The following is a 26,514-nucleotide window of genomic DNA, read 5'->3' as shown; positions in this document are numbered from 1 at the left end:
GCGGCGTTCACCGGTCGAGCAGCGCCTTCGCCAGGGTGCCGTCCCCGGTCACCGTGGCACGGCCGTCCCGTACGACGTCGGTCAGGCTCGCCTCGCCGCGCGCCAGCGCCTCGCAGGTCGCGGAGTCCAGGACCAGCCGCGCGTCGGGCTCGCGGGGGGCGCGCCCGTCGCCGTAGACGGGTCCCTCCCCGGCGCCGACGTGGAGGTGGAAGTCACCTTCCTCCAGGCGTACTTCGAGCAGTCCCTCGCCGTCCAGCGACGACAGCAGCGGCAGGGCGAACCAGTGCGCGCGGACGGCGTCGGTGGGCCGGCGCTCGCCCAGCTCGGACCGGCCCCACTCCCCCAGCGCCTGCAACACCGGCAGCAACTGCCGTCCCCGCTCGGTGAGTTCGTAGACGAAGGCCGCGCCGGGCGGGGGCAGGCGGCGCCGGGTGCTGAGGCCGTCGCGCTCCATGTCCTTCAGCCGCGAGGCCAGTACGTCCGTGCTGACCCCGGGCAGGTCCGCGTGCAGGTCGGTGTAGCGCCGCGGACCGGCGAGCAGCTCCCGGACGATCAGCAGGGTCCAGCGGTCGCCGACGACGTCGAGCGCCCGGGCGGCGGAACAGTACTGGTCGTAGCTTCGGCGAGGTGACATGCGACGCAGTCTAGACACGTTGTTGGACTTTCCAAGCTCGCACTTGGTAAAACCAAGCACCACACGAATCCGGAGGGGCGAGCGCGCATGGAGTTCCGGCAGTCGAGCAAGCTGAGCGAGGTCTGCTACGAGATCCGCGGTCCGGTGATCGAGCACGCGAACGCGCTGGAGGAGGCGGGTCACAGCGTGCTGCGCCTCAACACCGGCAACCCCGCCCTGTTCGGGTTCGAGGCGCCGGAGGAGATCCTCCAGGACATGATCCGGATGCTCCCCCGGGCGCACGGCTACACGGACTCGCGCGGCGTCCTGTCCGCCCGCCGGGCCGTGGCACAGCGCTACCAGACCCTGGGTCTGGAGGTCGACGTGGACGACGTCTTCCTCGGCAACGGCGTCTCCGAGCTGGTCTCCATGGCCGTACAGGCCCTTCTGGAGGACGGCGACGAAGTCCTCATCCCGGCGCCGGACTTCCCCCTGTGGACCGCGGTGACCAACCTCGCGGGCGGCAAGGCGGTGCACTACCTCTGCGACGAGCAGGCCGACTGGTACCCGGACCTCGACGACATGGCCGCGAAGATCACCGACCGCACCAAGGCCGTCGTCATCATCAACCCCAACAACCCGACGGGCGCGGTGTATCCGAAGGAGGTCGTCGAGGGCATCCTCGACCTCGCCCGCCGGCACGGTCTGATGGTCTTCGCCGACGAGATCTACGACCAGATCCTCTACGACGACGCCGTCCACCACTCGGCCGCCGCCCTCGCCCCCGACCTGGTGGTCCTCACGTTCTGCGGCCTGTCGAAGACCTACCGGGTGGCGGGTTTCCGCTCCGGCTGGCTGGTCGTCACCGGGCCGAGACAGCACGCCAAGGACTACCTGGAGGGCCTGACCATGCTGGCCTCCATGCGGCTGTGCGCCAACGCGCCCGCGCAGTACGCCATCCAGGCCGCGCTCGGCGGCCGGCAGTCCATCCGGGACCTGACCGCGCCCGGCGGCAGGCTGCGCGAACAGCGCGACGTGGCCTGGGAGAAGCTCAACGAGATCCCCGGCGTCTCGTGCGTGAAGCCCAAGGGCGCGCTCTACGCCTTCCCGCGCCTGGACCCCAAGGTGCACCGCATCCACGACGACGAGAAGTTCGTCCTGGACCTGCTGCTGCGCGAGAAGATCCAGGTGGTCCAGGGCACCGGCTTCAACTGGCCCTCCCCCGACCACTTCCGCATCCTCACGCTCCCCTACGCCGACGATCTGGAGGCGGCGATCGGGCGGATCGGACGGTTCCTGAGCGGCTATCGCCAGTAGGGGGTGGAGGTTCGCGGATTCGCGGTCGCGGAGAACGGGGATGCCATAGAGTGCCGCCACCGATCGCAGCGGCCAGGGGATAGGGGGGACCCCGGAATGAGACCGTCCGGCTTACGCGGCCGTCCCCTCCTGCTCGTCGCCCTCCTCCTGGTCATGGGCAGCCCCTGGGTGCAGCGCCCGCTGGGCGAGTACTACTGGGACCTCTACCTGAGCAGCGGGGACCCGCCGTGGCCGCTCGCCGCGGCGTTCATACCCTCCTGGGGCTACTCCCCCGACGGCTACGCCGGCGTCGGGTATCTGATCGCCAACGACCTCCACGCCCTGCTGCTGATCGCCGGGGTCGTCCTGCTCCCGGCCCGGCTGCCCGCCCGGCTCCCGGCGTGGCTGCGCCGGGTCGGCGGTGCCGTGCTGGTGTCGGTGGCTCTGGAGGCGCTGGTCTGGGCGCTGCCCGGGCTGTTCCGGCCCGAGCGCTACCGGTTCGAGCAGTCCGCCGAGGCGCTGTGGCACCTGCTGCGCCAGGGGCTCCTCTTCGGTCTCGCGGCCGGCGTGCTGCTCGCCGTGCTCGCGGCCGGACCGGCCGCCACCCCGTTCCCCGGTGCCCGGCCGGCGCCGGCCCGTCGCAGGAGAGAGGAAGGAACCGGCATGACGACCGGTCCGGTCCACATGCCCGTCGGAAGCACACCCGGTGACGTCACCCGCTATCTGTGCACGGCCGCCTACGTCGACGAGCGGTTCGCCGACCGGGTGGTGGAGGAGGTGCTGGCCGACGAGGCCGGCGCGGTGGCCCCCTCCCCCGACGTCGACCTCGTGACCGTCGTCCGCCACTGCCTGACCGCGCGGGAGCTCCGCCGGCGGCGGGACCAGCGGCTCACCGGCGCGTTCGCCCTGGTGGCCGTCCTCGCCCCGCTGTGGGTGCTGTTCTCGCTGGTGCTGCTGTCGACGGCCCGGCGCACCGGCGCCCGCCCGAGCCTGGCCACCCGCGGCCACCACCAGCCCGAGAGCCGGGTCCTGATCGGCACCGGCGTCTCCGCCGCCGTCATGGTGCTGGTCGCCTTCTACGTCGGCTACGGGATCTCGGCGGCACCCGTGTCCGGGTTCGCCGCCTGGCTGCTCGGCGCGTACGGGGACGGCGTGCCCGCCGTGCTGGCGTCGATCGCCGCCGTGGCGTTGGCGTGTGCCACGGTCGTGCGCCACGACCTCGCGATCGACGGGCTGCTGCGCACCACCCTGACCCGCGAGGCGTTCCCCCGGCAGCCCCGCCCGACCGTGCCGCGCCACAAGTGGATCGCGGACCGGCTGGCGGCGATCAGGGAGGCGCAGAACGGCAACGTCACGGTGTACAGCGGCTACACGCCCTTCATCGGCTACGCGGGCACCAGCTCCAAATGGTCGATCGCCGTGCCGCTGCTGCCCGCCGACGACGCCGGCGAGGTGAAGGCGCGCCCCGCCGCGCCGGAGCCCTTCACCGTCACCGACCTCGTCGACCACATACGGGAGCGGCTGCGCACGGTCGCCGGGCACGGCACCGGGGACGGCGCGGCGGACGACGGCGCGGACACGCTGCGGTCCCTGTTCGTCGAGGACCGCGTCTTCGTGGGCGGGACGGCCGTCGGCGACGACGAGCGGTTCACCAGCGGCACCGGACTCGCGCCGGTCGCCCGGCTGTCGCCGCCGGAGGTCGACCGGATCATCGAGCGCCCGGCCGGGGCCGTCCGCCACCATCTGAGCGTCCATGTGCCGCTGTGGGGCGGGGACGTGGTGCCCAGCGTGTTCCTGCACTTCTCCACCGCGGGCCGCACCCTGCACCTGCACTGCGACAACCACGTCCTCGGGCCCGTGCGGGCGGACTACCACGTCGTGGACCGGCTGCGCGGCCCGCTCCGGGAGGACGCCCGGCGCGATCTGCTGGTCACCGCGCTGTCCCGCACCGGACCGGCGTTCCTCGCCGCCCCGTTCCGCGCGGTGCGGTACGCCCGCTTCGAGACCCGGCACCACCGGCGCATGACGGACGAGCTGAAGGCCATGGAGCAGGACCCCGTGTTCGACTTCGGTGCCCGGGTGAGCGTGCGCGAGATGGCGCTGAGCCCCGACTACCACAACTACTTCCAGGTGCTGGACGCCGGGCGGATCGTCTCCCTGGTGGAGCGTCACACTCTCGCCGCGCTGCGGGAGTTCCTCGACTCGCGCGGCTACGACATCACCGACTTCCGCGCACAGCAGCAGACGATCCTCAACCAGGGCGTCATCCAGCAGGGCGGCATGAGCTTCGTCGGCAACCAGGCGGTCGGGGCGGGCGCCAGCGCCACCCAGACGGTCCCCCGGCAGACCGGCCCGGCAGCCGTCGGCGGCACCGGCGGTTCGGAGAAATAGGAGAGCGACGGCATGCGTCACGAGGACGGACCCCAGGACCCTCCCGTCAACAACGGCATCGTGATCAGCGGCGGCACCCACCACGTGGGCAACCAGGCCGTCGGGCACCGGGCGCAGGCGTTCTCCGGTTCGGTGTCCTTCCCGGCCCAGGACCCCGCGCAGACGGCCCGTACGGCCGAACTGCTCGCGCAGGTCGAGCGGTTGCTCCGGGAGCACCGGGAGGCGCTGGCTGACCCCGACGCCACCGACCGGGAACTGCGCCGTCTGCGCGAGGAGTTGGAGGAGGAGGAACCGCAGCCGTCGGTGCTGCGGCGCGCCCTGGACCGGCTCACCGCGTTCGTCGAGCCGGTGGCGCCGCTCGTCACGGCGGTGGGCCGGCTGGCGCAGTCGGTGCAGGCCCTCCCCGGCCCCTGAGCCGCGCGCACTCCCGCGCCCGGGACGACCGTCCGGCCCAGTCCGCTCTGCGTCCCCCCGCCGTCGTATGGCAGGCTGCAGGCAGGCGAGCGGGAAGGGTGCGCGGTGGGTGAGGTCTTTCTGGTCCGGCACGGCGAGACCGAGTGGTCGCGGTCGGGGCGGCACACCGGCTCGACGGACGTGCCGCTGACCGAGCGCGGCCGTGAGGAGGCCAGGCGGCTGGCGCCGCTGATCCGCTCGCACCGGATCGGCGCCGTGTTCACCAGTCCGGCGCAGCGGGCCCGGGAGACGGCCGAGCTGATCGGGCTGCACGACGTGCGCGTGGACGCCGATCTGCGCGAGTGGGACTACGGCGGCTACGAGGGCGTGACGACCGTCGAGATCCAGCGTGAGCGGCCCGGCTGGTTCCTGTTCACGGACGGGGTCGCGCCGGGCCCGCCGGACCACCCCGGGGAGAGCCCGGAGGAGGTCGGGGAGCGCGCCGACCGGATGCTCGCCAAGGTCGACGCGGCACTCGCCAACACGGAAGGCTGTGTGGTCCTCGTGGCACACGGGCACTTCCTCCGGGTGCTCACCGCCCGCTATCTCGGGCTGCCGCCCAGCGACGGGGCGCTGTTCCAGCTGGCCACCGGGGCGCTGTCCCGGCTCGGCACCGAGCACGGCCGCCCGGTGATCGCCGGCTGGAATGTCAGACCCGGGCCGTAGCCTTCCGGGCGAAGGGGTGCGGCGTCCCGCGCGGGCGGGTGCCGCGCCGGAGGCCCGGGGAGGAGCACGCCGTGACGCGACCGCCGACCGCCGCCCAGCGGCGGGTCATCGACGCCGCGGACCCCGTCACGGGGCGGCTGAGGGGGTCACCGGCCCAGCTCGCGGCGCTGGTGGGGCGGGGCCTGGCCTTCCGGCACCCGCGCCCGCCGCACGATCACTTCCTGACTCCGGCGGGGCACCGCCTCAGGACACCGGAGCCCTCGCGGACAGAGCCGGCGCGAGCCTCCGGGGCCGGGCGGGTCTTCGCCGCGCGGATCGGCGGGGAGGAGCGGCCGGAGAGCGGTCCCGCCCGCGTCCGTGAGGTGCACAGCGCCTGGCAGGGCCTGCTGGAGCTGCGCCGGATGACCAACCCGGACGAGGCCGTGGACCGGCCGTGCGCCTGGGAGCGCGGCCATCTCGTGCAGGCCGCCGCGCTCGCCCTGGAGGCCGCCGGGCACCGGCCGGCCGAGGGGGACGGCGAGGACGGCTACCGGGTGCGGGCCACGCCCCAGCCGGACGCGGTCGCCGTGCGCGAGCCGGACGCCACGCGGCTGCGGGCCTGCGCCGCCACACTGGAGGGGGCGGGCTGGCAGGTCGGGGAGCACACCGAGCCGCGCACCCGGGCGCGCTATCTGCTGGCGTCCCCGCGCAGGGCGTGACCGGCGTGCCAGGATCGCTGCATCAGGCACCGACCGTCTAAGGGGTAGCAGTGAGCGAGCCTTTCTCCGTCCGGATCACCGTCCGCGGATACGAGACCGACGTGCAGGGCCACGTCAACCAGAGCGTGTACATCAACTACGCCGAGCACGCCCGCTGGTCGCTGCTCCAGGCCGCCGGGATCACCCAGACCGGGCTCATATCGAAGGGGGTCGGCCCGGTCGCCCTGGAGACGACCATCCGCTACCGGCGCGAGCTGGTCGCCGGTGACGAGGTCGACGTGACGTGCGTCTTCGAGTGGTCGGGCGGCAAGACGTTCCGCATCCGGCAGGACATGGTGAAGGCGGACGGCACGGTCGCGGCCGAACTCACCGCGGTCGGCGGCCTGCTGGACCTCGAGGAACGCCGGATGGTCGCGAACCCGCAGGACTACTTCAAGGAACTGGCCACGGATCCGGGCCTGTTCGGGATCTGACACCACCCCGCCGAGGGGATTTGTCGACACGGCACCAGATCCGAGCACAACCATTCGCATACCCCGCGGGTCACACCATGCAGGAGCAACCGACTCCAATGGACACCAGGGGGAAATATGCGATACGCACGTTCTGTCCTGTCCACCGTGGCGCTCGCGGCGCTGACCGTCGGCGGCACGGCCGCCCTCGCGGCACCCGCCTCCGCGGCACCCAACACCACCCCGCAGAAGGTCTGCGGCAGCGGCTACAAGACGGTGAACTCGGCGCCGGTGGGCTCGCTCGGCACCGTGTACCTGACGTACAACTCCACCAACGGCAAGAACTGTGTGGCGACCATCCGCAACACCCCGGGCACCGCTCAGGACATGTCGGCGTGGATCTACGTCAACGGCACCGACGAGTACGACGAGGACTACGGGCGCTACACCTCGTACGCCGGACCCACCTACGTCTACGGCAAGGGGTACTGCGTGGACTGGGGCGGTCAGATCAAGAACGTGTACGTCCAGGTGACGGGCTCCAACTGCGGCTCCCTCAAGGAGAGCCGGGTGACCTTCACCCGCTGATCCGGCACCGGCAGGGCCGCGCGCCCCGGCAGGACTCCTCATGTCCTGCCGGGGCGCGCGGTGCCGTGACGGGACTCAGGAGGCGGCCGGGGTCCGCTCGGGCTTCCCGGTGAGCTCCTGCGCCGCCTCCATCGGGTGGGTCACGTCCGTCGCGTCGCGGCCGCCGCGGCCCAGGTGGTTGAAGACCAGGTTCAGCAGCACCGCGGCCACACAGCCGGTCGAGATGCCCGAGTCGAGCACGATCCGCGCGGTCACCGGGAAGGCGTGGTAGAACTCCGGCGCCGTGATGGGGACGATGCCGACGGCCAGCGAGACGGCGACGACCAGGACGTTGTTGTCCTTCTCCAGCCCGGCCCGCACCAGGGTCTGGATGCCGCTCGCGGCCACCGACCCGAACAGGACGACGCCCGCGCCGCCGAGAACCGGGCGGGGCACGACCGCGATCAGCGAGGCCGCCATCGGGCACAGGCCCATCAGCACCAGGAAGCCGCCGCCGGCCGCGACGACGTACCGGCTGCGGATCCGCGTCATGGCGACGAGCCCGATGTTCTGGGCGAAGGCGCTGCACATGAACCCGTTGAAGAGCGGGCTGAGCGCGGAGCCGAGGGTGTCGGCGCGCAGCCCGGCCGCGATGGTCCGCTCGTCGGCCGGGCGGTCGACGATCTCGCCCAGCGCCAGCATGTCGGCGGTCGACTCGGTCATCGACACCACCATCACCACGCACATCGAGAGGATCGCGGCGAGCTGGAACTGCGGGGCCCCGAAGTGGAACGGCGTCGGGAAGCCGACGACGTCCGCGTCCGCGACGGGAGCGAAGTCGGTGACGCCGAACGGGATCGCGAGCAGGGTGCCCGCGACCAGGCCGAGCAGGACGGCGATCTGCTTGACGAAGCCGGTGGTGAAGCGGCGCAGCAGCAGCACGATGAGCAGGGTGCCGCCGGCCAGGCCCAGGTTGGTGGCCGAGCCGTAGTCGTGCGCGGCCGGGTCGGGCCCCTGGGCCCAGCCGAAGGCGACCGGCAGGAGCGAGATCCCGATGAGGGTGATCACGGTGCCGGTGACGACGGGCGGGAAGAAGCGGACCGCCTTGCAGAACACGGGGGCGGCGAGGAAGCCGAGGAGCCCGGCGACGATGACGGCGCCGAAGATGATCGGCAGGGCGTCGGCCTTGTCGGTGGAGGCGACGATCGCGGTCATGGGGGCGACACCGGCGAAGGTGACGCCGTTGACGAAGGGCAGCCGGGCGCCGATCTTCCACACGCCGAGCGTCTGGAGGACGGTGGCGAGGCCCGCGGTGAACAGGCAGGCGCCGGTCAGGAAGGTCAGGTCGGCGGCGGAGAGGCCGATGGCCGCGCCGACGATCAGGGGTGGGGCGACGACGCCCGCGTACATGGCGGCCACATGCTGGAGGCCGGTCGTCGCCATCTTGAGCGCGGGGAGTTTCTCGTCAACGGGGTGGTCGGCCACGGCGGCTTGCCTCCGGTCGGTTGCACGGCCGCCCGGACGGCTGCCGTGGGTTTCAGGGAGGTGGTGCGGGTGGGCTGGGGGTACCTCCCTGCTCGAGCGAAGCCGAGAGCTTGGGGGAGGGACCGGTCGTACGGGGACGGTGGACCGGTCCGGGGCGCGCGCGTGCGCACGCCCCGGCGACGGCCGCCCCGGGACCCGAGGGTCCGGGGCCGCCGGCCGGGAGCCGTCCCTCCCGGCCGGAGTTCACAGGGGGCGTTACGGTGCCGCGATCCCGGCGAGCCGCCGCGCCTCGTCCCGCGTGGAGCGGGCGATGGCGTCCTCGTCGGCGGTGAGCAGCCGTCCGTCCTCGACGATCTGGCGGCCGTTCACGAAGGACGCGGTGACGGGGGCGGCCGCGCCGAACACGAGGGCGGTGACCGGGTCGGCGATGGAGGCGTGGGCGAGGGTGTCCATCCTCCACAGCACGAGGTCGGCCAGTTTGCCGGGTTCGAGGGAGCCGATCTCGGCCGCGCGGCCGAGGACCTGGGCTCCGCCGTAGGTGCCGAGCCGCAGGGCCTGCCGGGCGGTGAGGGCGGACTCGCGGTGGGCGCCGAGGCGGTTGATGAGCAGGGCGTTGCGCAGTTCGGTGTGCAGTTCGCCGGACTCGTTGGAGGCGGTGCCGTCGACGCCGAGGCCGACCGGGACGCCGGCGGCCAGCATGTCGGGAACCCGGGCGATACCGGCGGCGAGGCGGGCGTTGGAGGACGGGCAGTGCGCGACGCCGGTCCTCGTACGGGCGAAGGCGGCGATGTCGGAGTCGTTCATGTGGACGCAGTGCGCCATCCACACGTCCTCGCCGAGCCAGCCGGTGGACTCGAAGTAGTCGGTCGGGCCCATGCCGAACAGCTCGTGGCAGAACTTCTCCTCCTCCACGGTCTCCGAGCCGTGGGTGTGCATGCGCACCCCGAGACGCCGGGCGAGTTCGGCGCCCTGGCGGAGCAGTTCGGTGGAGATGGAGAACGGGGAGCAGGGGGCGACGGCGACCTGGGTCATCGCCTCGAAGGAGGTGTCGTGGTGCTGCTTCACCGTCTCCTCGGTCGCGGCCAGCGCGCCTTCGAGGGTCTCGACGGCGAAGTCCGGGGGCAGTCCGCCGTCCTTCTCGCTGCGGTCCATGGAGCCGCGGGCGAGGGTGAAGCGCACGCCCATGTCGCGGGCGGCGCCGATGATCGCGCCCGACAGGTCGCCGGAGCCCTTCGGGTAGACGTAGTGGTGGTCCATGGCGGTGGTGACACCGCCGCGGGCCATCATCGCGAGCGAGCCCTGCGCGGCGGCGCGGACCATCCGCTCGTCGATGCGCGCCCAGGTCGGGTAGAGGGCGACGAGCCAGTCGAAGAGGTTGTGGTCGGTGGCCAGGCCCCGGGTGATCCACTGGTAGAAGTGGTGGTGGGTGTTGACCAGGCCGGGTGTGACGAGGTGACCGGTGGCGTCGATCCGGCGGACGACGTTCTCCAGGCCCTCGGGGGCGCGTCCGGCGCCGAGCGACTCGATGCGGTGGCCGGCCAGGACGACGTGTCCGGTGGCGTACTCGGTGTCGTCCGCGTCGACGGTCGCGATCGAACAGTTCTCGATGACGATGCGCTGGGCTGCTGCCATGGTGCGTCCTTTGCGCTGCTGTGGAGAGGGCACGGCAGGACCCCGGGGGTTTGAGTGCCGCGGCCGGCGGGCCCGGAGGGGCCCGGCCCGGCCGCGGGTGCCGAAGTTCGTGCGTCGGTCTACAGGTTGGTGAGGTCCGCCGGGATGCGGGCCTCGCAGCCGTCTCGTAGGACGGTGGCCTCGATCAGGCCGTAGGGGCGGTCGGCGGCGAAGTACACGGCCCCGTCGGGGGTGTCGTTCTTCAGCCCGAAGGGCTCCAGGTCCACCAGGAAGTGGTGCTTGTTCGGCAGGGAGAAGCGGACCTCGTCGATCTCGCCGCGGTGCTCGATGATCCGCGCGCCCATCTCGTACAGGGTCTGCTGCAGGGAGAGCGAGTAGGTCTCCGCGAAGGCCCGGAGCATGTGCTGCTTCGTCTGCTCGTAGGACTCGTCCCAGTCGGGCGCGGGCTGCTCGTCGTCGGTCCAGTTGAAGCGCCAGCGGGCGGAGACCTCGGTGGCCAGGACGCGGTCGTGGGTCTCCTGGAGCGTCGTGTACTTGTCCTTGACGTAGCCCCAGAATTCGGAGTTCGTCGAGTTCAGCACGGTGAGGTCCTTCAGGCCGGAGACGACCTCCCAGGTCCCGCCGTCGTAGGTGATCTGGGTGAGGCGGGTCTCCTGGCCCCGGCGGACGAAGGAGTGCTTGATCTCCTCGCCGTCGGCGCCGGTGCCCTCGATCCGCTCCCAGGCGTACTCCTCGATGCGGATGCGCGCCCGGTGGATGGGCGCCTGGCTGGTCACGAAGTGCCGGGCGAGGTGGATGCCGAACTGCTCGGCGGACTCGACGCCGTACTCCTTGGCGAACGCGAACACCGTGTTCTTGGTGGTGTCGGTCGGCAGGACGTTGGCGTTGGAGCCGGAGTAGTGGACCTCGGCCATGTCGCCGGACAGCGCGACGGAGACGTTCAGGTCCTTGATGTGGTGGGTGGTGCCGTCCCGCGTGATCCTGACGACTCGGTTCTCGGCCTTGCCGTACTGGTTCTGTCCCAGAAGCACAGGGCGGGCAGGGCTGGAATGGGCGGTCATGTAGCTAGCTCCCTCGGTATACGGAGTAGCCGAACGGGTTGAGCAGCAGCGGTACGTGATAGTGCTCCCCGGGCGTCACGGCGAAGGTGATCGCCACCTCGGGGAAGAACACGGCACCGCTGTCCCGATTCGCGGGGGCGTCCTGCTGCGCATCGGCTTGCTTCTTCTCGAAGTACGGCTCGACGGCGAAGTCGAGCCGGACGTGGGTGGTGCCCTCCGGCGGGGCCGGGAGGTCCTTGCACCGCCCGTCCGCGTCGGTCGCGGAGCCGCCGAGCTCCCGCCAGTCCGCGTCCCGGCCCGGGCGGACGGAGAGGCGGACGGCGACGCCCTCGGCGGGCCGGCCGACGCTGGTGTCCAGGATGTGCGTGGACACGGAGGCGGTGGTGCTGGTGCTCATGGTCGGCGTCCTTGTCAGTCGTCGTCGACGAGGCGGGCGAGCCGGATACGGTTGATCTTTCCCAGCTCGGTGCGGACGATCTCGCGCTCCTGCTCGGGCGCGTTGCCGATCCGCTCCTTGACCGCGTCGCGCATCTGCTCGCCGGTCCGGCCGGTGGCGCAGATCAGGAAGACATGGCCGAACTTCTCCTGGTAGGCCAGGTTGAGTTCGAGCATCTCCGCCTTGAGGTCCTCGGAGGCGCCGGCCATGCCGCGCTGCTCGCGGGCGGAGGCCGGGTCGCCCGGCCGGGGGCGGCCGATCGGCGGGTGGCCGGCCATGGCCTCGGCGAGGTCGTCCGCGGTCAGTTCGGCCATGGCGGCGTCGCTGGCCCGGTAGAGCTCGTCGGGGGTGGCGTAGGGGCGGGCGGCGAGCAGCCGCCGCACCCAGGCGGTGGAGGCGCACGCCTCGTGGAGCGCGGCGTACGCCGCGTGCTCCTCCAGGGCGTTGAACCGGGCCAGGCCCGGGGGCGTGGGATTCGGCGTCACGGGAGCCTCCGTGGCCGCGAACGGCCTTCGTGCTGAACGGGCGTGCCGTTAGCTAACGCCTTGCGGCGACAGCGCGTCAACACTTTGTTGAAAATTCCCGGTAACGAAACCGGGGAGCTCCGGTCAGGGGTTCTTGTCCCGGTTCAGGTAGTTGTAGACCGTGAAGCGGCTGACCCCGAGCGCGCTCGCGACGGTCTCCACCCCATGCCGCACGGAGAAGGCGCCGCGCGCCTCGAGGCTGCGGACGACCTCCTGCTTGGCCTTGCGGTCCAGGTCGGCCAGGGGCTTGCCCGTACGGCGCTCCATGGCGGCCAGGATGTGGTCGAGGGAGTCGGCGAGCTGGGGCAGCCGCACGGCGACGACGTCGGAGCCGCGCCAGGAGAGCACGACGTCCTCGGGGCCGGCCTCGTCGGGCGGGAGGAGTTCACCGCCCATGGCGTCGACCAGTGGCTTGACGGCCGCGATGAAGGTGTCGTCCCCGTCGGTCACGCCCCGTCCTCCCCGATCACATTGACCTGGAGCGAGATCCGGGTGGCGCCCGCGCCGAGGCTCTTGCGCAGCAGGGCCTCCACGGCGGCGAGCACCGCGTCCGAGCCGCCTTCCGCCGTGTTGCCGAACGGGCCGACGTCCACCGCGTCCAGGTCCGCCGCCTCGATGACCTCACGGGCCGCCACGGCGTGCGCGGGCGCCTCGTCGAGGTCGAAGGGCTCGGTCGTGAACTCCACTCTCAATCGCACGCGCACAACCTAACGCGCGGTGCCGTCATCCGCCGAGCCCTCTTGACAACCTCCGGGACCCGACGGCAGTCTTCCAATAAGCAGAAACAAACTTCCGCCATACGGAATATTGCCACGGAAGGGAGCGCCGGTCCGATGGGATTCGCAGAGCAGCGCTTCAACGTCAACCTGTCGATCCTCTTCACGGAACTCCCGCTCCTGGAGCGTCCCGCGGCCGCCGCCGCGGCCGGCTTCACCGCGGTCGAGCTGTGGTGGCCCTGGATCGACTCCCCCACCCCCGAGCGGTCCGAGCTCGACGCCCTGCGGAAGGCGGTCGAGGACGCGGGCGTACGGCTCACCGGGCTGAACTTCTACGCCGGGCGGCTGCCCGGCCCGGACCGCGGCGCCCTGTCGGTGCCCGGCGAGGAGTCGGAGCGGTTCCGCGCCAACGTCGAGGTCGCGGCGGAGTTCGCCGAATCCCTCGGCTGCGGGGCCCTCAACGCCCTGTACGGCAACCGCGTCGACGGCGTGGACCCGGCCGAGCAGGACGCGCTCGCGCTGGAGAACCTGGTCCTCGCCGCCCGGGCGGCCGACCGGATCGGCGCGATCCTGCTGATCGAGGCGCTGAACAAGGCGGAGTCACCGCTGTACCCGCTGGTCAGCGCGCCCGCCGCGGTGGGCGTGGCGGACAAGGTGAACGCGGCGACCGGACTCGGCAACGCCCAGTTCCTCATGGACCTCTACCACCTGTCCATGAACGGCGAGGACCTGCCCGCGGTGATCGAGCGGTACGCGGCGCGGACCGGCCACGTCCAGATCGCCGACAACCCGGGCCGCGGCGCGCCGGGCACCGGCGCGCTGCCCCTCGAAGACCTCCTCGACCAGCTGAGGAAGGCGGGCTACGACGGCTGGGTCGGCCTCGAGTACAAGCCGGGCGACCGCCCGAGCGCCGAGGCCTTCGACTGGCTGCCCCGCTGACCCCGTTACCGAAAGGCACCCCCTCATGAGCACCCTTCCCACGATCGCCTGGATCGGCCTCGGCATCATGGGCTCCCCCATGTCCGAGAACCTGATCAAGGCGGGCTACCAGGTCACCGGCTACACGCTGGAGCAGGACAAGCTGGACCGGCTCGCCGCGGCGGGCGGCACCGCGGCCGGCTCCGCCGCCGAGGCCGTGCGGGACGCCGACGTCGTGATCACCATGGTCCCGGCCTCCCCGCAGGTCGAGGCGATCGCGTACGGCCCCGACGGCATCCTGGAGAACGCGCGCTCCGGCGCCCTGCTGATCGACATGTCCTCGATCACCCCCCGGACCTCGGTGGACCTGGCGAAGGCCGCGAAGGACAAGGGCATCCGCGTGCTGGACGCCCCGGTGTCCGGTGGTGAGGCCGGCGCGATCGAGGCCGTGCTGTCGATCATGGCCGGTGGCGAGCAGGCCGACTTCGACGAGGCCAGGCCGATCTTCGACGCGCTCGGCCGGACCGTCGTGCTGTGCGGACCGCACGGCTCGGGACAGACCGTGAAGGCCGCCAACCAGCTCATCGTCGCCGTGAACATCCAGGCGTGCGCCGAGGCCGTGGTCTTCCTGGAGAAGTCCGGCGTGGACCTCAAGGCCGCCCTGGACGTCCTGAACGGCGGCCTGGCGGGCTCGACCGTGCTGACCCGCAAGAAGGACAACTTCCTGAACCGGGACTTCGAGCCGGGCTTCCGCATCGATCTGCACCACAAGGACATGGGCATCGTCACGGACGCCGCCCGCGGCGTCGGCGCGGCCCTGCCGGTCGGCGCCGTGGTCGCCCAGCTCGTGGCGTCCCTGCGCGCCCAGGGCGACGGCGGCCTGGACCACTCGGCCCTGCTGCGGGCCGTGGAGCGCCTGTCCGGCGCCTCCCGCTGAGACCTCCGGGCGGTGCCGGCGCCGACACATGTCCTGTCGCGCCCAGGCACCGGCACCGCCCGGACACCCCGTCGGCACACCGCCGGCGGGACGTCCCTTCCGCGCCCGGCGCGGAAGCGGACCCGTCCACGGCGTCCGGCTCCTGACGGAAGGTCATGAGCCGGACGCACCGCCCGCGCCCCGTCGCCGGCCGGCCCGGATGAGGGGTCGCCGCCCGGAGGAGGGCGCGGGCCGCGTGTGGACCGCGGCGGCGAGCGAGCCAGTGCGGTGGTGAAGGCCCCGGCCGCCTCCTTCGACCTGAGGGGAGGCAGGCCCGGGTTCCGTCGCTCCCGCCGCGGTCCCCGGCACCCCAGAACGCCGTCCGGCGGCGCGAACGTACTGTCGCGCCCAGCCTCGCGCCGTCGGACGGCCACCACCGGACAGCCCACGCGGCGCCGGCCACGGAGACTCCCGTGCCCGGCGCCGCGCGCGTGCGCGTGTGCCCCGCCGGGGTGCGGAGCGGGGCCTTTCGCAGCAGTCTGAAGGCATGACGGCACGACCGACCGAGCATCCGCGCATCGTGGTGCACCCGCCCGGGCTGGACGGCTCCCGGCGGGTCACCGAGGGCGACAGGCCGCTGGGCATCGCCACGCACGTGGACGACGTCAGCGAGATCCTGCGGCTCTCCGACCACTACGTCACGAACGTGGCGGAGAGCGACTTGATCGACTGGCAGGGCGGCGGCCCCGACGACTGGCCGGGGCTGTCGGAGCACCACGAGGAGGGCTGACCGGGCGCGTACAGCCGGCGGCGTAGGACGTCTACGCCATGCTCAAATCAAGCTCTGAACTTCGTTCAAGGGGCTTCGGATGCCCCCCGCGCAGGGCAGATTGTCGTCACACGGGTCCCGCCGGCACGGGGGCTGCGGGTCCCGTGACACGGGGGTTCCACGGGGGAGCACCGTCACGGGGGAGCACGAAGAGGGCGGTCCGGCTGTCGGCCGGACCGCCCTTCGCGGTCGACGGGGGGGGTGTGCCGCCCCGGGTCGGTCGCGGGGTCAGACCTTGAGCGGCCTGACCGACGTCGGCGCGTGGCCCGGCTCGGTCGCGATCTCCTCGAACTCCACGACGGCACCGATGTCGTTGGTCGTCGACATGGAGATGTCGGTGACCCGCTCCAGGATCACCTCCACGACGACCGGCACCCGGTACTCCGCCGCCAGCTTGCCCGCCTGCTCGAAGGCCGCGCCCAGCTCGGCCGGGTCGGTCACCCGGATCGCCTTGCAGCCGAGGCCCTCGGCCACCTTGACGTGGTCCACCCCGTAGACGCCGAGTTCCGGTGAGTTGACGTTCTCGAACTCCAGGTTGACCTGGAAGTCGATGTCGAAGGCCCGCTGCGCCTGGCGTATCAGGCCCAGATAGGCGTTGTTGACCAGCACGTGGACGTACGGGATCCTGTGCTGCGCCCCGACGGCCAGCTCCTCGATCATGAACTGGAAGTCGTAGTCGCCGGACAGCGCGACGACCTGCGCCTCCGGGTCGGCCTTGGCGACGCCCAGCGCGGCCGGGACCGTCCAGCCGAGGGGTCCGGCCTGGCCGCAGTTGATCCAGTGCCGCGGCCGGTAGACGTGCAACATCTGGGCGCCCGCGATCTGCGAGAGGCCGATGGTGGAGACGTACCGGGTCTCCGGGCCGAAGGCCCTGTTCATCTCCTCGTAGACGCGCTGCGGCTTGATCGGGATGTCGTCGAAGTGCGTACGCCGCTGGAGGGTGGCCCTGCGCTCCTGGGCGGCGGCGGCCCAGGCGCCGCGGTCGGGCAGCCGGCCCTCGGCCTTCAGCTCCCGCCCCACCTCGACGAACAGCTGCAGGGCGGCCTTGGCGTCGGAGGCGATGCCGTAGTCCGGGGCGAAGATCCTGCCGATCTGGGTGGGCTCGACGTCGACGTGCACGAAGGTGCGGCCGGCCGTGTAGACGTCCAGCTTGCCGGTGTGGCGGTTGGCCCAGCGGTTGCCGATGCCGAGGACGAAGTCGGACTCCAGGAAGGTGGCGTTGCCGTAGCGGTGCGACGTCTGCAGGCCCACCATGCCGGCGTTCAGCTCGTGGTCGTCGGGGAGCACGCCCCAGCCCATCAGGGTGGGGACGACCGGGGTGCCGGTCAGCTCGGCGAACTCGACGAGGAGGTCCGCGGCGTCTGCGTTGACGACTCCGCCGCCCGCGACGATCAGCGGCCGCTCGGCGGCGTTCAGCATCCCGAGCGCCTTCTCGATCTGGGCGCGGGTGGCGGCGGGCTTGTAGACGGGCAGCGGGGCGTACGTCTCCGGGTCGAACTCGATCTCGGTGAGCTGGACGTCGATCGGCAGGTCGACGAGGACGGGGCCGGGGCGGCCGGAGCGCATCAGGTGGAAGGCCTGCTGGAAGACGCCGGGGACCTGCGCGGCCTCCAGGACGGTGACCGCCATCTTCGTGACCGGCTTGGCGATCGCGGCGATGTCGACGGCCTGGAAGTCCTCCTTGTGGATCACGGCGGTCGGCGCCTGGCCGGTGATGCACAGGATCGGCACGGAGTCGCCGGTCGCGGAGTAGAGGCCGGTGATCATGTCGGTGCCGGCGGGTCCGGACGTGCCGATGCAGACGCCGATGTTGCCGGGGTGCGCGCGGGTGTAGCCCTCGGCCATGTGCGAGGCGCCCTCGACATGGCGGGCGAGGGTGTGGTGGATGCCGCCGGATGCCTTGAGCGCAGCGTAGAAGGGGTTGATCGCCGCGCCGGGCACACCGAACGCGTCCCTGACGCCCTCGCGCTTGAGGATCTCGACTGCCGCGCGGGCAGCGGTCATACGAGCCATTGAGGTCTCCTGCTTCGGCCGTCGGATTCGCACTCCCGTCGCGCCCCGCGGTGAGCAAGTCCGTGATGAGGTCCATCCCGCCATATTTTCCGTATAGCGGAACTTACTTTCTACTATCTGGAAGCAATGTAGGTGGGGCGCCGGAGGCCGTCAAGAGGGGGACAACCGGCCCCCGGCAGGGGGACGATGGGGCCGCTGTCCGATGCGAACCCTCCTGGAGGGCCATGTCCGAGAGCGTGCCGGTGCGCTGCCCGGCCTGCCGGAGCGAGCACCACTACGAGGCACCCGTCTATCCGTGCGCGTGCGGGGCACCCCTCGCGCCCCGGCTCGACCCGGACGGGACCGCCACCCCCGTCACCCACCGGGCCTGGGACGACGAGTGGGTCACCGTGGGCTGTTCCGCCTGCGGCCGGGAGAGCGAGTGGCCCCGGCCGGAACTGGGCTGCCCCTGCGGCACGGTCCTGCGGGTCCCGCTGGCCGCCCCGTCCGCCGCCGGCCCCGAACCCCGGCAGCCACCCGCACCCCGCCGCGCCTTCCAGCCGGTGACGATCCGCACCGCCCGGGACGCCGTCACCGCGGCGGCCGTCTACCTGCGCTGGCTCGGCTACCGGGACATCCGCCGCGCCGACCAGCGCCCGACGTCCGGCATCGGCCTCGCCGCGCACGGCCTGCTCGCCCAGGTCGACCCGACGGTGAACCCGGCCTCGCGGCGGGACGTGGAGTGCCTGTGGCTGACGGCCATGACGGAGTCGACGCACTGCGTCTACTTCTCCCTCGCCGGCTACACCCCGGACGCCCGCACCCGGGCCGACTCCCTGCACGTCCCCTTGTTCGTCCTCGACCTCACGGGCACTCCCCAGCCGGTCAACGACCAGGCCGACGAACTGGACGCGACGGGGGCGGGGTGAGCCCGAAATCCGCTGGCGTCCCGGCCGGCTGCGGGACGACACTCGCCCCATGCGCATCCGTCTCGTCCTGCCCGGTGAGCCGGCCGTTCTTCAGGAGATCGAGCGGGCCGCCGGGGCCGCTTTCCGGGAGATCGGCATGGCGGAGATCGCCGACGCCGAGCCGCCGGCTCTGACCGTGCTGGAGGAGTACCGGCGGGCGGGGCGGGCCTGGGCCGGCTGTGACGGGGGTGACCGGCCCGTGGGGTATCTGGTCGCCGAACCCGTCGACGGGGCCCTGCACGTCGAGCAGGTGTCGGTGCACCCCGGCGCGGCCCGCCGGGGGGTGGGCCGCGCGCTCCTCGCGCACGCCGGCGAACACGCCCGCGAGGAGGGGCTGAACGGTCTGACGCTGACCACCTTCACGCGCGTCCCGTGGAACGCGCCGTACTACGGGCGGCTGGGCTTCCACGTCGTGCCGGTGGACCGGCTCACCCCCGGGCTGCGGGCGATCCGCGCCCGAGAGGCGGACCTCGGTCTCGACCGGTGGCCGCGCGTGTGCATGCGCCGCTAGGTGTCCCGACGGTATCGCCGGGCTCCCGGCGTCCTCGGCGGGACACCCCCTAAGGGGCGTCCGTCGCGTACCGCTGGCGCAGTTCCACCTTGCGCACCTTGCCGGACACCGTCATCGGGAACGCGTCGAGGATGGTCAGCCGGCTCGGGATCTTGTAGTGCGCGAGCTGTCCGTCGCAGAAGACGCGCAGTTCCTCCAGCGTCAGCGGATCGTCCGTGTCCCGCGGGATGACGCAGGCCAGCACCTCCTCGCCGTACCGCTCGTGCGGCACGCCGACGACCTGGACGTCGGCGATCTTGGGGTGGGCGTAGAGGAACTCCTCGATCTCGCGCGGGTAGATGTTCTCGCCGCCCCGGATGATCATGTCCTTGATCCGGCCGACGATCTCCACGTACCCGTCCTCGCGCATCACCGCCAGATCGCCGGTGTGCATCCAGCGGCCCCTGTCGATCGCCTCGGCGGTCTTCTCCGGCTCCTCCCAGTAGCCGAGCATCACGCTGTATCCCCGCGTGCACAGTTCGCCCGAGGTGCCGCGCTCCACGGTCACGCCGGTCGCCGGGTCGACGATCTTCACCTCGATGTGCGGCAGGACGCGGCCGACGGTGCCGGTGCGGTGCTCCAGGTCGTCCTCCATGCGCGTCTGGAGGGACACCGGGGAGGTCTCCGTCATGCCGTAGCAGATGGAGACCTGCTCCATGTGCATCTCGGCGACCACCCGCTTCATCACCTCCACCGGGCAGGGCGAGCCCGCCATGATGCCGGTGCGCAGGGTGGAGAGGTCGTAGCCGGCGAAGTCGGGGAGGTTCAACTCGGCGATGAACATGGTCGGCACGCCGTAGAGCGAGGTGCACCGCTCCTGCTGCACGGCCTCCAGGGTGGCCCTCGGGTCGAAGGACGGGGCGGGGATGACGATGCAGGCGCCGTGGGAGGTGGCGGCCAGATTCCCCATCACCATGCCGAAGCAGTGGTAGAAGGGCACCGGGACGCACACCCGGTCCTGCTCGCTGTACGCGATCAACTCCCCGACGAAGTAACCGTTGTTGAGGATGTTGTGGTGGGAGAGCGTGGCGCCCTTGGGGAAGCCGGTGGTGCCCGAGGTGTACTGGATGTTGATGGGGTCGTCGCAGGACAGCTCCGGGAACGGGGCCGGTGTGCCGCGCGCGATCAGCGCGTCCCAGCTCGGATCGCCGATGTAGGCGGTCTCCCGCAGCGCCGGGCAGCGGCCGCGCACGTCCTCGACCATCGCCCGGTAGTCGCTCGCCTTGTGGCGGAGCGAGGCGAACAGCAGTGAGACACCAGCCTGGTTGAGGACGTACTCCAGCTCATGGGTGCGGTACGCCGGATTGATGTTCACCATGATGGCGCCGACGCGGGCCGTGGCGTACTGGACCAGCACCCACTCGGGGCAGTTGACGGCCCAGATGCCCACCCGGTCGCCCTTGGCGACACCGCTCGCCAGCAGCGCGTACGCCAGCGTGTCGACGTCCGCGGCGAACTGCGCGTACGTCCAGCGCCGCCCGGAGGCCACGTCGACCAGCGCCTCCCGGTCCGGCCAGGCGGCGACGGCCCGGTCCAGGTCGGCCCCGATCGTGTCGCCGAGCAGGGGCGTGTCCCCGGTCCCGTGGGTGTAGGAGTTCACCGGAAGTCCTCCTCGCGGTACTCGGCGTCCGACCCCGCGGCGGTGGCCTCGCGCAGTTCGATACGGCGGATCTTGCCCGACACGGTCTTGGGCAGCGGCCCGAACTCCAGGCGGCGCAGCCGTTTGTAGGGCGCGAGTACCTGGCGTGAGTGCTCGAAGAGCACCTTGGCCGTGTCGGGTCCGGACTCCCAGCCGTCCGCGAGCACGATGTACGCCTTGGGCACCGCGAGCCGCAGTTCGTCGGGCGCGGGCACGACGGCCGCCTCGGCGACCGCCTCGTGCTCCAGCAGGGCGCTCTCCAGCTCGAACGGGCTGATCTTGTAGTCGCTGGCCTTGAAGACGTCGTCGGACCGGCCCACGTACGTGATGTAGCCGTCGGCGTCGCGGGAGCCGATGTCGCCGGTGCGGTAGTAGCCGCCCGCCATCGCCTCCGCCGTACGGCCCGGGTCGCCGTGGTAGCCGGTCATCACGCCGACCGGCCGGGCGGAGAGGTCGAGGGCGATCTCCCCCTCGTCGGCGCCGGGTGCGCCGGTCACCGGGTCGAGCAGTTCGACGCGGTAGCCGGGGCTGGGCCGGCCCATGGAGCCCGTCTTCAGGGGCTGGCCGGGGCTGTTGGAGACCTGCACGGCCGTCTCGGTCTGCCCGAAGCCGTCCCGGACGGTCACCCCCCAGGCGCGCCGCACCTGTTCGATGACCTCGGGGTTGAGCGGTTCGCCGGCGGCGACGACCTCACGGGGCGGGGTGCGCAGCGCGCTCAGGTCGGCCTGGATGAGCATGCGCCACACCGTCGGCGGGGCGCAGAAGGTGGTGACACCGGCCCGGTCCATCTCGGCCATCAGACGGGCCGCGTCGAAGCGCGTGTAGTTGTGGATGAAGACGGTCGCCTCGGCGTTCCACGGCGCGAACAGGTTGGACCAGGCGTGCTTGGCCCAGCCGGGCGAGGAGATGTTCAGGTGCACGTCGCCCGGTGTGAGGCCGATCCAGTACATGGTGGCCAGATGCCCGATCGGGTACGAGGTGTGGGTGTGCTCGACCAGTTTGGGGCGGGCGGTGGTGCCGGAGGTGAAGTAGAGCATCAGAGGGTCGTCGGCGCCGGTCGGCCCGTCGGGGGTGAACGTGCCGGAGGCCCCGTAGGCGTCCTCGTACGCCGACCAGCCCGCGGGGGCCCCGCCGACGGCGATCCGGGTGTAGTCGCCGGGTACGTCGTCGAACTTGCCGGTGTCCTCCGAGCGGACCAGGACGTGCCGGACGTGTCCGCGCTCCACGCGGTCGCGCAGGTCGGCCGGGCCGAGCAGCGGGGTGGCCGGGATGACGACGGCGCGCAGCTTCATGGCGGCGAGGGCGGTCTCCCACAGTTCGGCCTGGTTGCCGAGCATGACGAGCACGCGGTCCCCGGCGCGTACGCCCCTCTCGCGCATCCCATTGGCGACGCGGGCGGAGCGTTCGGCCATCTCGGCGAACGTCAGCCGTACCTCGCTGCCGTCCTCCTCCACGATGTGCAGCGCGAGCCGGTCGTTCCCGGCCGCGACGGCGTCGAACCAGTCGAGCGCCCAGTTGAACCGCTCCGGCCTGGGCCAGCGGAAACCCTCGTACGCCGTGGCGTAGTCCTCGCGGTGTTCGAGCAGGAAGTCCCGCGCCCCGCGGAACAGCTCCGTCCCCGTCTTCATTCGTCCTCCTGGTTACCGGACCTTGCCGGGCGGCCCTCTGCCATCGTGTAATCCGTGACGTGGGTCTCACTACCCCCGAACGGGGGTGTGCGCTCGGGACGCAGCGGGTGAAGGGGCGAGCAGGTGGCAGTGGACGCGGCCGCAGCGGTGGAGATCGGGCGTGGGCTGGTGCGTCTGCGCCGCTCGACCGGGCTCCCGGTCGCCTTCGGCGGCCCGCTGGAGCCGGGCCGCCCGCGGGTGCGCATCAGCGAGCTGAACGGCACCGCCACGGACGCCCTGCGCCGGCTCGCCGTCGCCGCGGGCAACGGCCTCGGCGGCAAGGCCGTCGCGCTGGCCCGCCCCTGCGCGGTCATCGACTACTCGGCCTCCCGGCAGATCAGCCACGAGTACGACGCCGCCGTCGCCGCCGAGGGCCTGTGCGCGGTGGTGGCGGTCCCGGTGGTGGTACGGCGCCGGGTGCGCGGCGTCCTGTACGGCGCCCTGCGCACGGCCCAGCCGCTGGGCGACCGCACCCTGACCGCCGCGGTGGACGCGGCGCGGGACGTGGAGCAGGCCCTGGTGGTGCGGGACGAGGTGCAGGGCCTGCTGGAGGCGGCCCGGCCGCAGACCGCGCCGGCCGAGGGGGGTGCCGCCTGGGAGCAGGTCCGGGAGGCGCACGCGGCGCTGCGGGCGCTGGCGCCGCGCATCGGTGATCCGGCGCTGCGCGCGGAACTGCTGGACGCGGCCGGCCTGCTGGCGGTGGAGGCCGGGCCGGGGGCCGTGCAACTGGCGCCGCGTGAGGTGGACGTGCTGGCGTGTGTGGCCGCGGGCGCCACGAACGCGGTGGCCGCCGGACGGCTGGGCCTGCGCGCGGAGACGGTGAAGGGCTATCTGCGGTCGGCCATGCGCAAGCTGGGCGCCCATACGCGCGGGGAGGCCGTGGTGGCGGCGCGCCGGGCGGGGTTGCTGCCGTAGCCGTGCACACGGACCGGTGGGTGCGGCGGGCCGTCCCGGACGGGGACGGCCCCGCTCCCGCGCGGTGGGGCCCGGCGGGGCCGGGCGGGCCACTCGGGACGACTCGCCATTCATTCATCGAGGCTGTGAATTTCTTTATGCGAGCCCGCTGTTATTCGGCTCACCTCCCCGCGGCTCCGAATTTCAACGAACCGTTGCCTAACATTGGCCCGAACACGACACATGGAGGGGAGCGGTGACCGTGCCACGGGACTTCAAGGAGCCTGCCGGCTGCCGCTCCGACCAGGTCATCGGGCGGGCCGAGTTGGTCACCGCGGCACGCGAGCAGCTCGCGCGCGGCGGCAGCGTGCTGCTTCACGGTCCGGCCGGAATTGGGAAGTCGACGGTCCTGCGGTCATTGGCCGCGGAATACGGCCACGAGGCACGAACCGTCTTGCGCTGCTCCCCCACCGAGTCCGAATCCCACCTTCCCTTCCTGGCCCTGGCCGACCTCCTCGGCCTCGTCCTCGACGAGGTGTCCGGGCGGCTGCCCGCCGCCCAGCGCACCGCCCTGGAGGCGGCGCTCACCGGACGCGGCGAGTCCACACTCCAGCGCGACGGGCTGGCCCTGCGGCTCGCCGTCCTGTCCGCGCTGCGCGCCCTGGCCGACGCCGGGCCCGTGCTGATCGTCGCCGACGACGCCCAGTGGCTGGATCCCGCCAGCGCCGAACTCCTCGGCTTCGCGGCCCGCCGGCTCGGCGGGACCCCGGTGCGGATGCTGTGCGCGGTGCGCACCGAGAGCGAGGAGTACGACCAGCATCTGCGCGCCTCCCCGCCGGACACCCTGGCGATACGCCTGGGCCCGCTGTCCCGGGCCCAGTTGTCCGTCCTGCTCGACCGCCGCGGCTACACCGGTCTGCCCCGCTCCACCGTCCGTGACATCCACCGCACCAGCGGCGGCAACGCCCTGTTCGCGCTCGAACTGAGCCGGGCCCTCGCGGAGAACGCCACCCCGCCCCGCCCCGGCGAGCCCCTGCCGGTGCCCACCTCGCTGCGCGCCCTCGTGCTGAACCGCCTGGAGATGCTGTCGGAGGAGGCCCGCCGCACCCTCCTCGTGGCCAGCGCGGGCGCCCGCCCCACCCTGGCCCTGCTGCACGCGGCCGGGCGGGCCAACGCCGAGGCCGAGACGGCCCAGGCCGCCGCCCTCGGGCTGCTGGCGACCGAGCCGGAGGGACCGGCCGTACGGTTCGCGCACCCCATGATCTCGGCCGCGCTGTACGCCGAGGCGCCCGCGCAGGAGCGCCGGGCCGTCCACGCCGCCCTGTCCACGGCCGCCTCCGACCCGATCGAACGCGCCCGGCACCTGGCCCTCGCCACCAGCGGCACCGACCCGGAGGTCGCCGCCCGGCTGGCCGAGGCCGCCGCACTGGCCCGCGACCGGGGCGCCCCGTCGGTGGCCGCCCAGCTGTGCCTGCTCGCCGCCCGGCACACCCCGGCGGACGGCGACCCGAGTCCGGACGCGCTGCGGCTGAAGGCCACCGAGGACGCGATCACGGCGGGCGAGCTGGACCTCGCCCGCGACATCGCCCGCGAGGTGCTGTCCCGTACGTCGGTGCCCGCGGAGCGGGTGCGGGCCTGGATCGCGGTGATCGAGACCGCGGGCCACGCCATGTCGGAGGTCGACGCGATCTTCCCGCAGGCCCTGGCCGACGCCGGTGACGACCCGCGGCTGCTCGCCCTGGTCCACTACCAGCTGACCTGGCGGGCCGTGCTGGTCAAGGGCGACTTCGACGAGGCGCGCGAGGAGGTCGCGTACGCCGCCGAGCTCGCGGCGCGGGCCGGCGACCGGTACACCGAGTTGATGGCGCTGGCCTTCCAGGCCCAGATCGAGACGCTGATGGGGCATCCGGACGCGCCCGCGACCATCCAGCGCGCCCTGGAGGAGCCGCAGGACCCGCGCGTGGCCTGCCACCACAACGGCGCCGGGTACTCCCGCTTCCGCTGGCTGATCATGAGCGACCAGCTGCCGGAGGCCCGGGCGGCCGTCACCGGGCTGCTGCGCGAGGTGCGCCGGCACGGGTGGGTGGAGAGCGAGGTGCACTTCCTGCGCGGGGTGGCCGAGACCGAACTGCACTCCGGTCAGTGCGGACGCGCCCTCGACCTGGCCCGCGAGAGCCTGCGGCTGGCCCGGGACACCGGGATCGGCGAGGTGGCGTCGGCGGTGCTGGCCTCCCTCGCGGAGGCGGCCGGCGGGCAGGTGGACCGGGCGCTTGCGCTGGCCCGGGAGGCCGTGGAGCACGCCGAGGAGGACGGCGACCAGATGTACGTCTCCCGTGCGCTGGCCGCGCTGGGGCACGCCGAGCTGGTGGCGGGCGACGTGCAGGCGGCGGTGCGGTCGCTGCGCCGGGTGCGGGAGGTCGAGCAGGGCCTCGGCATCACGGACCCCGCGCGCGGGCGGTGGCACGGTGACCTCGCCGAGGCACTGGTGGGCACCGGTGAGCTGGCGGAGGCGCGGGACCTCATCGACGTCACCCGGGCGCAGGCGCTGCGACTCGACCGCGACAGCGTGCTCGGCGTGCTGGACCGGGCCGAGGCGGTGCTGCGCGCCGCGCGCGGCGACCGGGAGGGGGCGGTGGCACAGCTGACGGCCGCTCAGGACCGGCTGGGGGAACTCGGATACGGCCTGGAGGCGGCCCGCGCCGCCTTCGCGCTGGCCCGGCTGCGCCCCGACGCGGGACCGGCCGCCTACGAGGAGGCGGCACGGCTGTTCCGCCGTTGCCGGGCGCTGCCGTGGCTGCGGAAGGTCGAGGCGGCCGCCGCGGAGCGCGGCGCGGCGGCGCTGCCCCCGCCCGCACCGGCGCCGGGCGGCCCGGCGGGCCTGGACGGGCTGGCCTCGATGGAGCGTCAGGTCGCGGGCCTGGTGATGGAGGGCGCGACGAACCGGGAGATCGCCGCGCGCCTGTTCATCAGCGTCAAGACCGTGGAGGCGACGCTGACCCGGGTGTACCGCAAGCTCGGCATCCGTTCCCGCGTCGACATCGTCCGCCTGGCGGCGGGGCGCCGGGCCCCGTGAGGCGGGGGCCCGGGGCGTAGACGTGCCGTAGGACTGCCGAACCGCGTACCGGGCCCCGTCCGTCGTACGGCGCGGGGT

At 72.7% G+C, this 26,514-nt stretch carries 25 protein-coding genes; 14 read left to right on the top strand and 11 right to left on the bottom strand.

Annotated elements, in window-relative coordinates; genetic code table 11:
• Nucleotides 1-7: 7 nt before the first annotated feature.
• The gene (locus tag ACFRAC_RS06540) at nt 8-634 is read right to left on the bottom strand and encodes a winged helix-turn-helix transcriptional regulator (RefSeq protein WP_382921671.1); all 627 of its coding nucleotides are present in this window, start codon (nt 632-634) and stop codon (nt 8-10) included.
• Between the two features lie 87 nt (nt 635-721).
• Here ACFRAC_RS06540 and ACFRAC_RS06535 point away from each other — a divergent pair, with 87 nt between their 5' ends.
• From ACFRAC_RS06535 to ACFRAC_RS06505, 7 genes are all read left to right on the top strand, one after another.
• Nucleotides 722-1,930 carry a pyridoxal phosphate-dependent aminotransferase gene (locus ACFRAC_RS06535; protein ID WP_382921668.1) on the top strand — a complete coding sequence of 403 codons (1,209 nt, stop codon included), beginning with the start codon at nt 722-724 and terminating at the stop codon, nt 1,928-1,930.
• Nucleotides 1,931-2,026: 96 nt separating this feature from the next.
• Entirely contained in the window at nt 2,027-4,300 is a 2,274-nt protein-coding gene (locus tag ACFRAC_RS06530) for a hypothetical protein (RefSeq protein ID WP_382921665.1), read from the top strand.
• Between the two features lie 12 nt (nt 4,301-4,312).
• Nucleotides 4,313-4,714 (top strand): DUF5955 family protein, encoded by a 402-nt coding sequence (locus ACFRAC_RS06525; RefSeq protein ID WP_382921662.1) that lies wholly within the window; start codon nt 4,313-4,315, stop codon nt 4,712-4,714.
• A gap of 105 nt (nt 4,715-4,819) precedes the next feature.
• Nucleotides 4,820-5,419: a histidine phosphatase family protein gene (locus ACFRAC_RS06520; RefSeq protein WP_382921659.1), complete on the top strand. Its 600-nt coding sequence runs from the start codon at nt 4,820-4,822 to the stop codon at nt 5,417-5,419.
• Nucleotides 5,420-5,490: 71 nt separating this feature from the next.
• Nucleotides 5,491-6,117, top strand: a complete 627-nt coding sequence (locus tag ACFRAC_RS06515) for a hypothetical protein (protein ID WP_382921656.1) — start codon at nt 5,491-5,493, stop codon at nt 6,115-6,117.
• Nucleotides 6,118-6,167: 50 nt separating this feature from the next.
• Nucleotides 6,168-6,590 (top strand): acyl-CoA thioesterase, encoded by a 423-nt coding sequence (locus ACFRAC_RS06510; protein ID WP_382921653.1) that lies wholly within the window; start codon nt 6,168-6,170, stop codon nt 6,588-6,590.
• Nucleotides 6,591-6,707: 117 nt separating this feature from the next.
• Nucleotides 6,708-7,157, top strand: coding sequence for a spore-associated protein (locus ACFRAC_RS06505; RefSeq protein ID WP_382921651.1), 450 nt, complete (start codon nt 6,708-6,710; stop codon nt 7,155-7,157).
• 75 nt (nt 7,158-7,232) lie between these two features.
• Here the strand turns inward: ACFRAC_RS06505 and ACFRAC_RS06500 are convergent, their stop codons facing one another.
• The 7 genes from ACFRAC_RS06500 to ACFRAC_RS06470 form a co-directional block, all read right to left on the bottom strand.
• A complete protein-coding gene (locus ACFRAC_RS06500) occupies nt 7,233-8,621 on the bottom strand; it encodes a nucleobase:cation symporter-2 family protein (protein WP_382921648.1) in 1,389 nt (462 codons plus the stop codon).
• Between the two features lie 255 nt (nt 8,622-8,876).
• A complete protein-coding gene (locus ACFRAC_RS06495) occupies nt 8,877-10,253 on the bottom strand; it encodes an 8-oxoguanine deaminase (protein WP_382921645.1) in 1,377 nt (458 codons plus the stop codon).
• A 119-nt stretch (nt 10,254-10,372) separates the two neighbouring features.
• Nucleotides 10,373-11,314, bottom strand: coding sequence for a factor-independent urate hydroxylase (gene pucL / locus ACFRAC_RS06490; RefSeq protein ID WP_382921642.1), 942 nt, complete (start codon nt 11,312-11,314; stop codon nt 10,373-10,375).
• 4 nt (nt 11,315-11,318) lie between these two features.
• Nucleotides 11,319-11,711, bottom strand: a complete 393-nt coding sequence (gene uraH, locus ACFRAC_RS06485; protein ID WP_382921640.1) for a hydroxyisourate hydrolase — start codon at nt 11,709-11,711, stop codon at nt 11,319-11,321.
• A 14-nt stretch (nt 11,712-11,725) separates the two neighbouring features.
• Nucleotides 11,726-12,235 (bottom strand): 2-oxo-4-hydroxy-4-carboxy-5-ureidoimidazoline decarboxylase, encoded by a 510-nt coding sequence (gene uraD, locus ACFRAC_RS06480; protein ID WP_382921637.1) that lies wholly within the window; start codon nt 12,233-12,235, stop codon nt 11,726-11,728.
• A 123-nt stretch (nt 12,236-12,358) separates the two neighbouring features.
• The gene (locus ACFRAC_RS06475; RefSeq protein ID WP_382922115.1) at nt 12,359-12,670 is read right to left on the bottom strand and encodes a helix-turn-helix domain-containing protein; all 312 of its coding nucleotides are present in this window, start codon (nt 12,668-12,670) and stop codon (nt 12,359-12,361) included.
• Nucleotides 12,671-12,720: 50 nt separating this feature from the next.
• Complete coding sequence (locus tag ACFRAC_RS06470; RefSeq protein ID WP_382921634.1) at nt 12,721-12,972, bottom strand: hypothetical protein; 252 nt, start codon at nt 12,970-12,972, stop codon at nt 12,721-12,723.
• Nucleotides 12,973-13,107: 135 nt separating this feature from the next.
• Here ACFRAC_RS06470 and ACFRAC_RS06465 point away from each other — a divergent pair, with 135 nt between their 5' ends.
• From ACFRAC_RS06465 to ACFRAC_RS06455, 3 genes are all read left to right on the top strand, one after another.
• Nucleotides 13,108-13,929, top strand: coding sequence for a TIM barrel protein (locus ACFRAC_RS06465; RefSeq protein WP_382921632.1), 822 nt, complete (start codon nt 13,108-13,110; stop codon nt 13,927-13,929).
• Between the two features lie 25 nt (nt 13,930-13,954).
• The gene (locus ACFRAC_RS06460) at nt 13,955-14,845 is read left to right on the top strand and encodes a 2-hydroxy-3-oxopropionate reductase (RefSeq protein ID WP_382921629.1); all 891 of its coding nucleotides are present in this window, start codon (nt 13,955-13,957) and stop codon (nt 14,843-14,845) included.
• Nucleotides 14,846-15,371: 526 nt separating this feature from the next.
• Nucleotides 15,372-15,614 (top strand): hypothetical protein, encoded by a 243-nt coding sequence (locus ACFRAC_RS06455; RefSeq protein WP_382921626.1) that lies wholly within the window; start codon nt 15,372-15,374, stop codon nt 15,612-15,614.
• Nucleotides 15,615-15,881: 267 nt separating this feature from the next.
• Here ACFRAC_RS06455 and gcl read toward each other — a convergent pair whose 3' ends face one another.
• A complete protein-coding gene (gene gcl / locus ACFRAC_RS06450) occupies nt 15,882-17,666 on the bottom strand; it encodes a glyoxylate carboligase (protein ID WP_382921623.1) in 1,785 nt (594 codons plus the stop codon).
• 224 nt (nt 17,667-17,890) lie between these two features.
• On the opposite strand from gcl, the gene ACFRAC_RS06445 reads away from it, so the two are divergent.
• Together ACFRAC_RS06445 and ACFRAC_RS06440 are read left to right on the top strand one after the other, a co-directional pair.
• Complete coding sequence (locus ACFRAC_RS06445) at nt 17,891-18,574, top strand: hypothetical protein (RefSeq protein ID WP_382921620.1); 684 nt, start codon at nt 17,891-17,893, stop codon at nt 18,572-18,574.
• A gap of 49 nt (nt 18,575-18,623) precedes the next feature.
• A complete protein-coding gene (locus ACFRAC_RS06440; protein ID WP_382921618.1) occupies nt 18,624-19,124 on the top strand; it encodes a GNAT family N-acetyltransferase in 501 nt (166 codons plus the stop codon).
• 49 nt (nt 19,125-19,173) lie between these two features.
• On the opposite strand, the gene ACFRAC_RS06435 is transcribed toward ACFRAC_RS06440, so the two are convergent.
• Together ACFRAC_RS06435 and ACFRAC_RS06430 are read right to left on the bottom strand one after the other, a co-directional pair.
• On the bottom strand, nt 19,174-20,763 hold the full coding sequence (locus ACFRAC_RS06435) for an AMP-binding protein (protein WP_382921615.1): 1,590 nt from the start codon (nt 20,761-20,763) through the stop codon (nt 19,174-19,176).
• Entirely contained in the window at nt 20,760-22,430 is a 1,671-nt protein-coding gene (locus tag ACFRAC_RS06430; protein WP_382921611.1) for an AMP-binding protein, read from the bottom strand. The genes ACFRAC_RS06435 and ACFRAC_RS06430 overlap by 4 nt, the downstream gene beginning before the upstream one ends.
• A gap of 129 nt (nt 22,431-22,559) precedes the next feature.
• Here ACFRAC_RS06430 and ACFRAC_RS06425 point away from each other — a divergent pair, with 129 nt between their 5' ends.
• Entirely contained in the window at nt 22,560-23,384 is an 825-nt protein-coding gene (locus tag ACFRAC_RS06425; protein WP_382922114.1) for a LuxR C-terminal-related transcriptional regulator, read from the top strand.
• A 235-nt stretch (nt 23,385-23,619) separates the two neighbouring features.
• Nucleotides 23,620-26,436 (top strand): AAA family ATPase, encoded by a 2,817-nt coding sequence (locus ACFRAC_RS06420; protein ID WP_382921608.1) that lies wholly within the window; start codon nt 23,620-23,622, stop codon nt 26,434-26,436.
• Nucleotides 26,437-26,514: the final 78 nt, after the last annotated feature.

Source organism: Streptomyces sp. NPDC056628 (assembly GCF_042792555.1).
Classification (GTDB): domain Bacteria; phylum Actinomycetota; class Actinomycetes; order Streptomycetales; family Streptomycetaceae; genus Streptomyces.
Note: the sequence above shows the minus strand (reverse complement) of the source record. Positions and strands in the feature narration are given on the sequence as shown.

Coding starts and splice junctions, on each gene's coding strand:
- pucL (WP_382921642.1), bottom strand. CDS start 11,314: ATGACCGCCCATTCCAGCCCTGCCCGCCCTGTGCTTCTGGGACAGAAC.
- ACFRAC_RS06475 (WP_382922115.1), bottom strand. CDS start 12,670: ATGGGCGGTGAACTCCTCCCGCCCGACGAGGCCGGCCCCGAGGACGTC.
- ACFRAC_RS06495 (WP_382921645.1), bottom strand. CDS start 10,253: ATGGCAGCAGCCCAGCGCATCGTCATCGAGAACTGTTCGATCGCGACC.
- ACFRAC_RS06535 (WP_382921668.1), top strand. CDS start 722: ATGGAGTTCCGGCAGTCGAGCAAGCTGAGCGAGGTCTGCTACGAGATC.
- ACFRAC_RS06530 (WP_382921665.1), top strand. CDS start 2,027: ATGAGACCGTCCGGCTTACGCGGCCGTCCCCTCCTGCTCGTCGCCCTC.
- ACFRAC_RS06430 (WP_382921611.1), bottom strand. CDS start 22,430: ATGAAGACGGGGACGGAGCTGTTCCGCGGGGCGCGGGACTTCCTGCTC.
- ACFRAC_RS06505 (WP_382921651.1), top strand. CDS start 6,708: ATGCGATACGCACGTTCTGTCCTGTCCACCGTGGCGCTCGCGGCGCTG.
- gcl (WP_382921623.1), bottom strand. CDS start 17,666: ATGGCTCGTATGACCGCTGCCCGCGCGGCAGTCGAGATCCTCAAGCGC.
- ACFRAC_RS06440 (WP_382921618.1), top strand. CDS start 18,624: ATGCGCATCCGTCTCGTCCTGCCCGGTGAGCCGGCCGTTCTTCAGGAG.
- ACFRAC_RS06455 (WP_382921626.1), top strand. CDS start 15,372: ATGACGGCACGACCGACCGAGCATCCGCGCATCGTGGTGCACCCGCCC.
- ACFRAC_RS06540 (WP_382921671.1), bottom strand. CDS start 634: ATGTCACCTCGCCGAAGCTACGACCAGTACTGTTCCGCCGCCCGGGCG.
- ACFRAC_RS06445 (WP_382921620.1), top strand. CDS start 17,891: ATGTCCGAGAGCGTGCCGGTGCGCTGCCCGGCCTGCCGGAGCGAGCAC.
- ACFRAC_RS06465 (WP_382921632.1), top strand. CDS start 13,108: ATGGGATTCGCAGAGCAGCGCTTCAACGTCAACCTGTCGATCCTCTTC.
- ACFRAC_RS06460 (WP_382921629.1), top strand. CDS start 13,955: ATGAGCACCCTTCCCACGATCGCCTGGATCGGCCTCGGCATCATGGGC.
- ACFRAC_RS06525 (WP_382921662.1), top strand. CDS start 4,313: ATGCGTCACGAGGACGGACCCCAGGACCCTCCCGTCAACAACGGCATC.
- uraH (WP_382921640.1), bottom strand. CDS start 11,711: ATGAGCACCAGCACCACCGCCTCCGTGTCCACGCACATCCTGGACACC.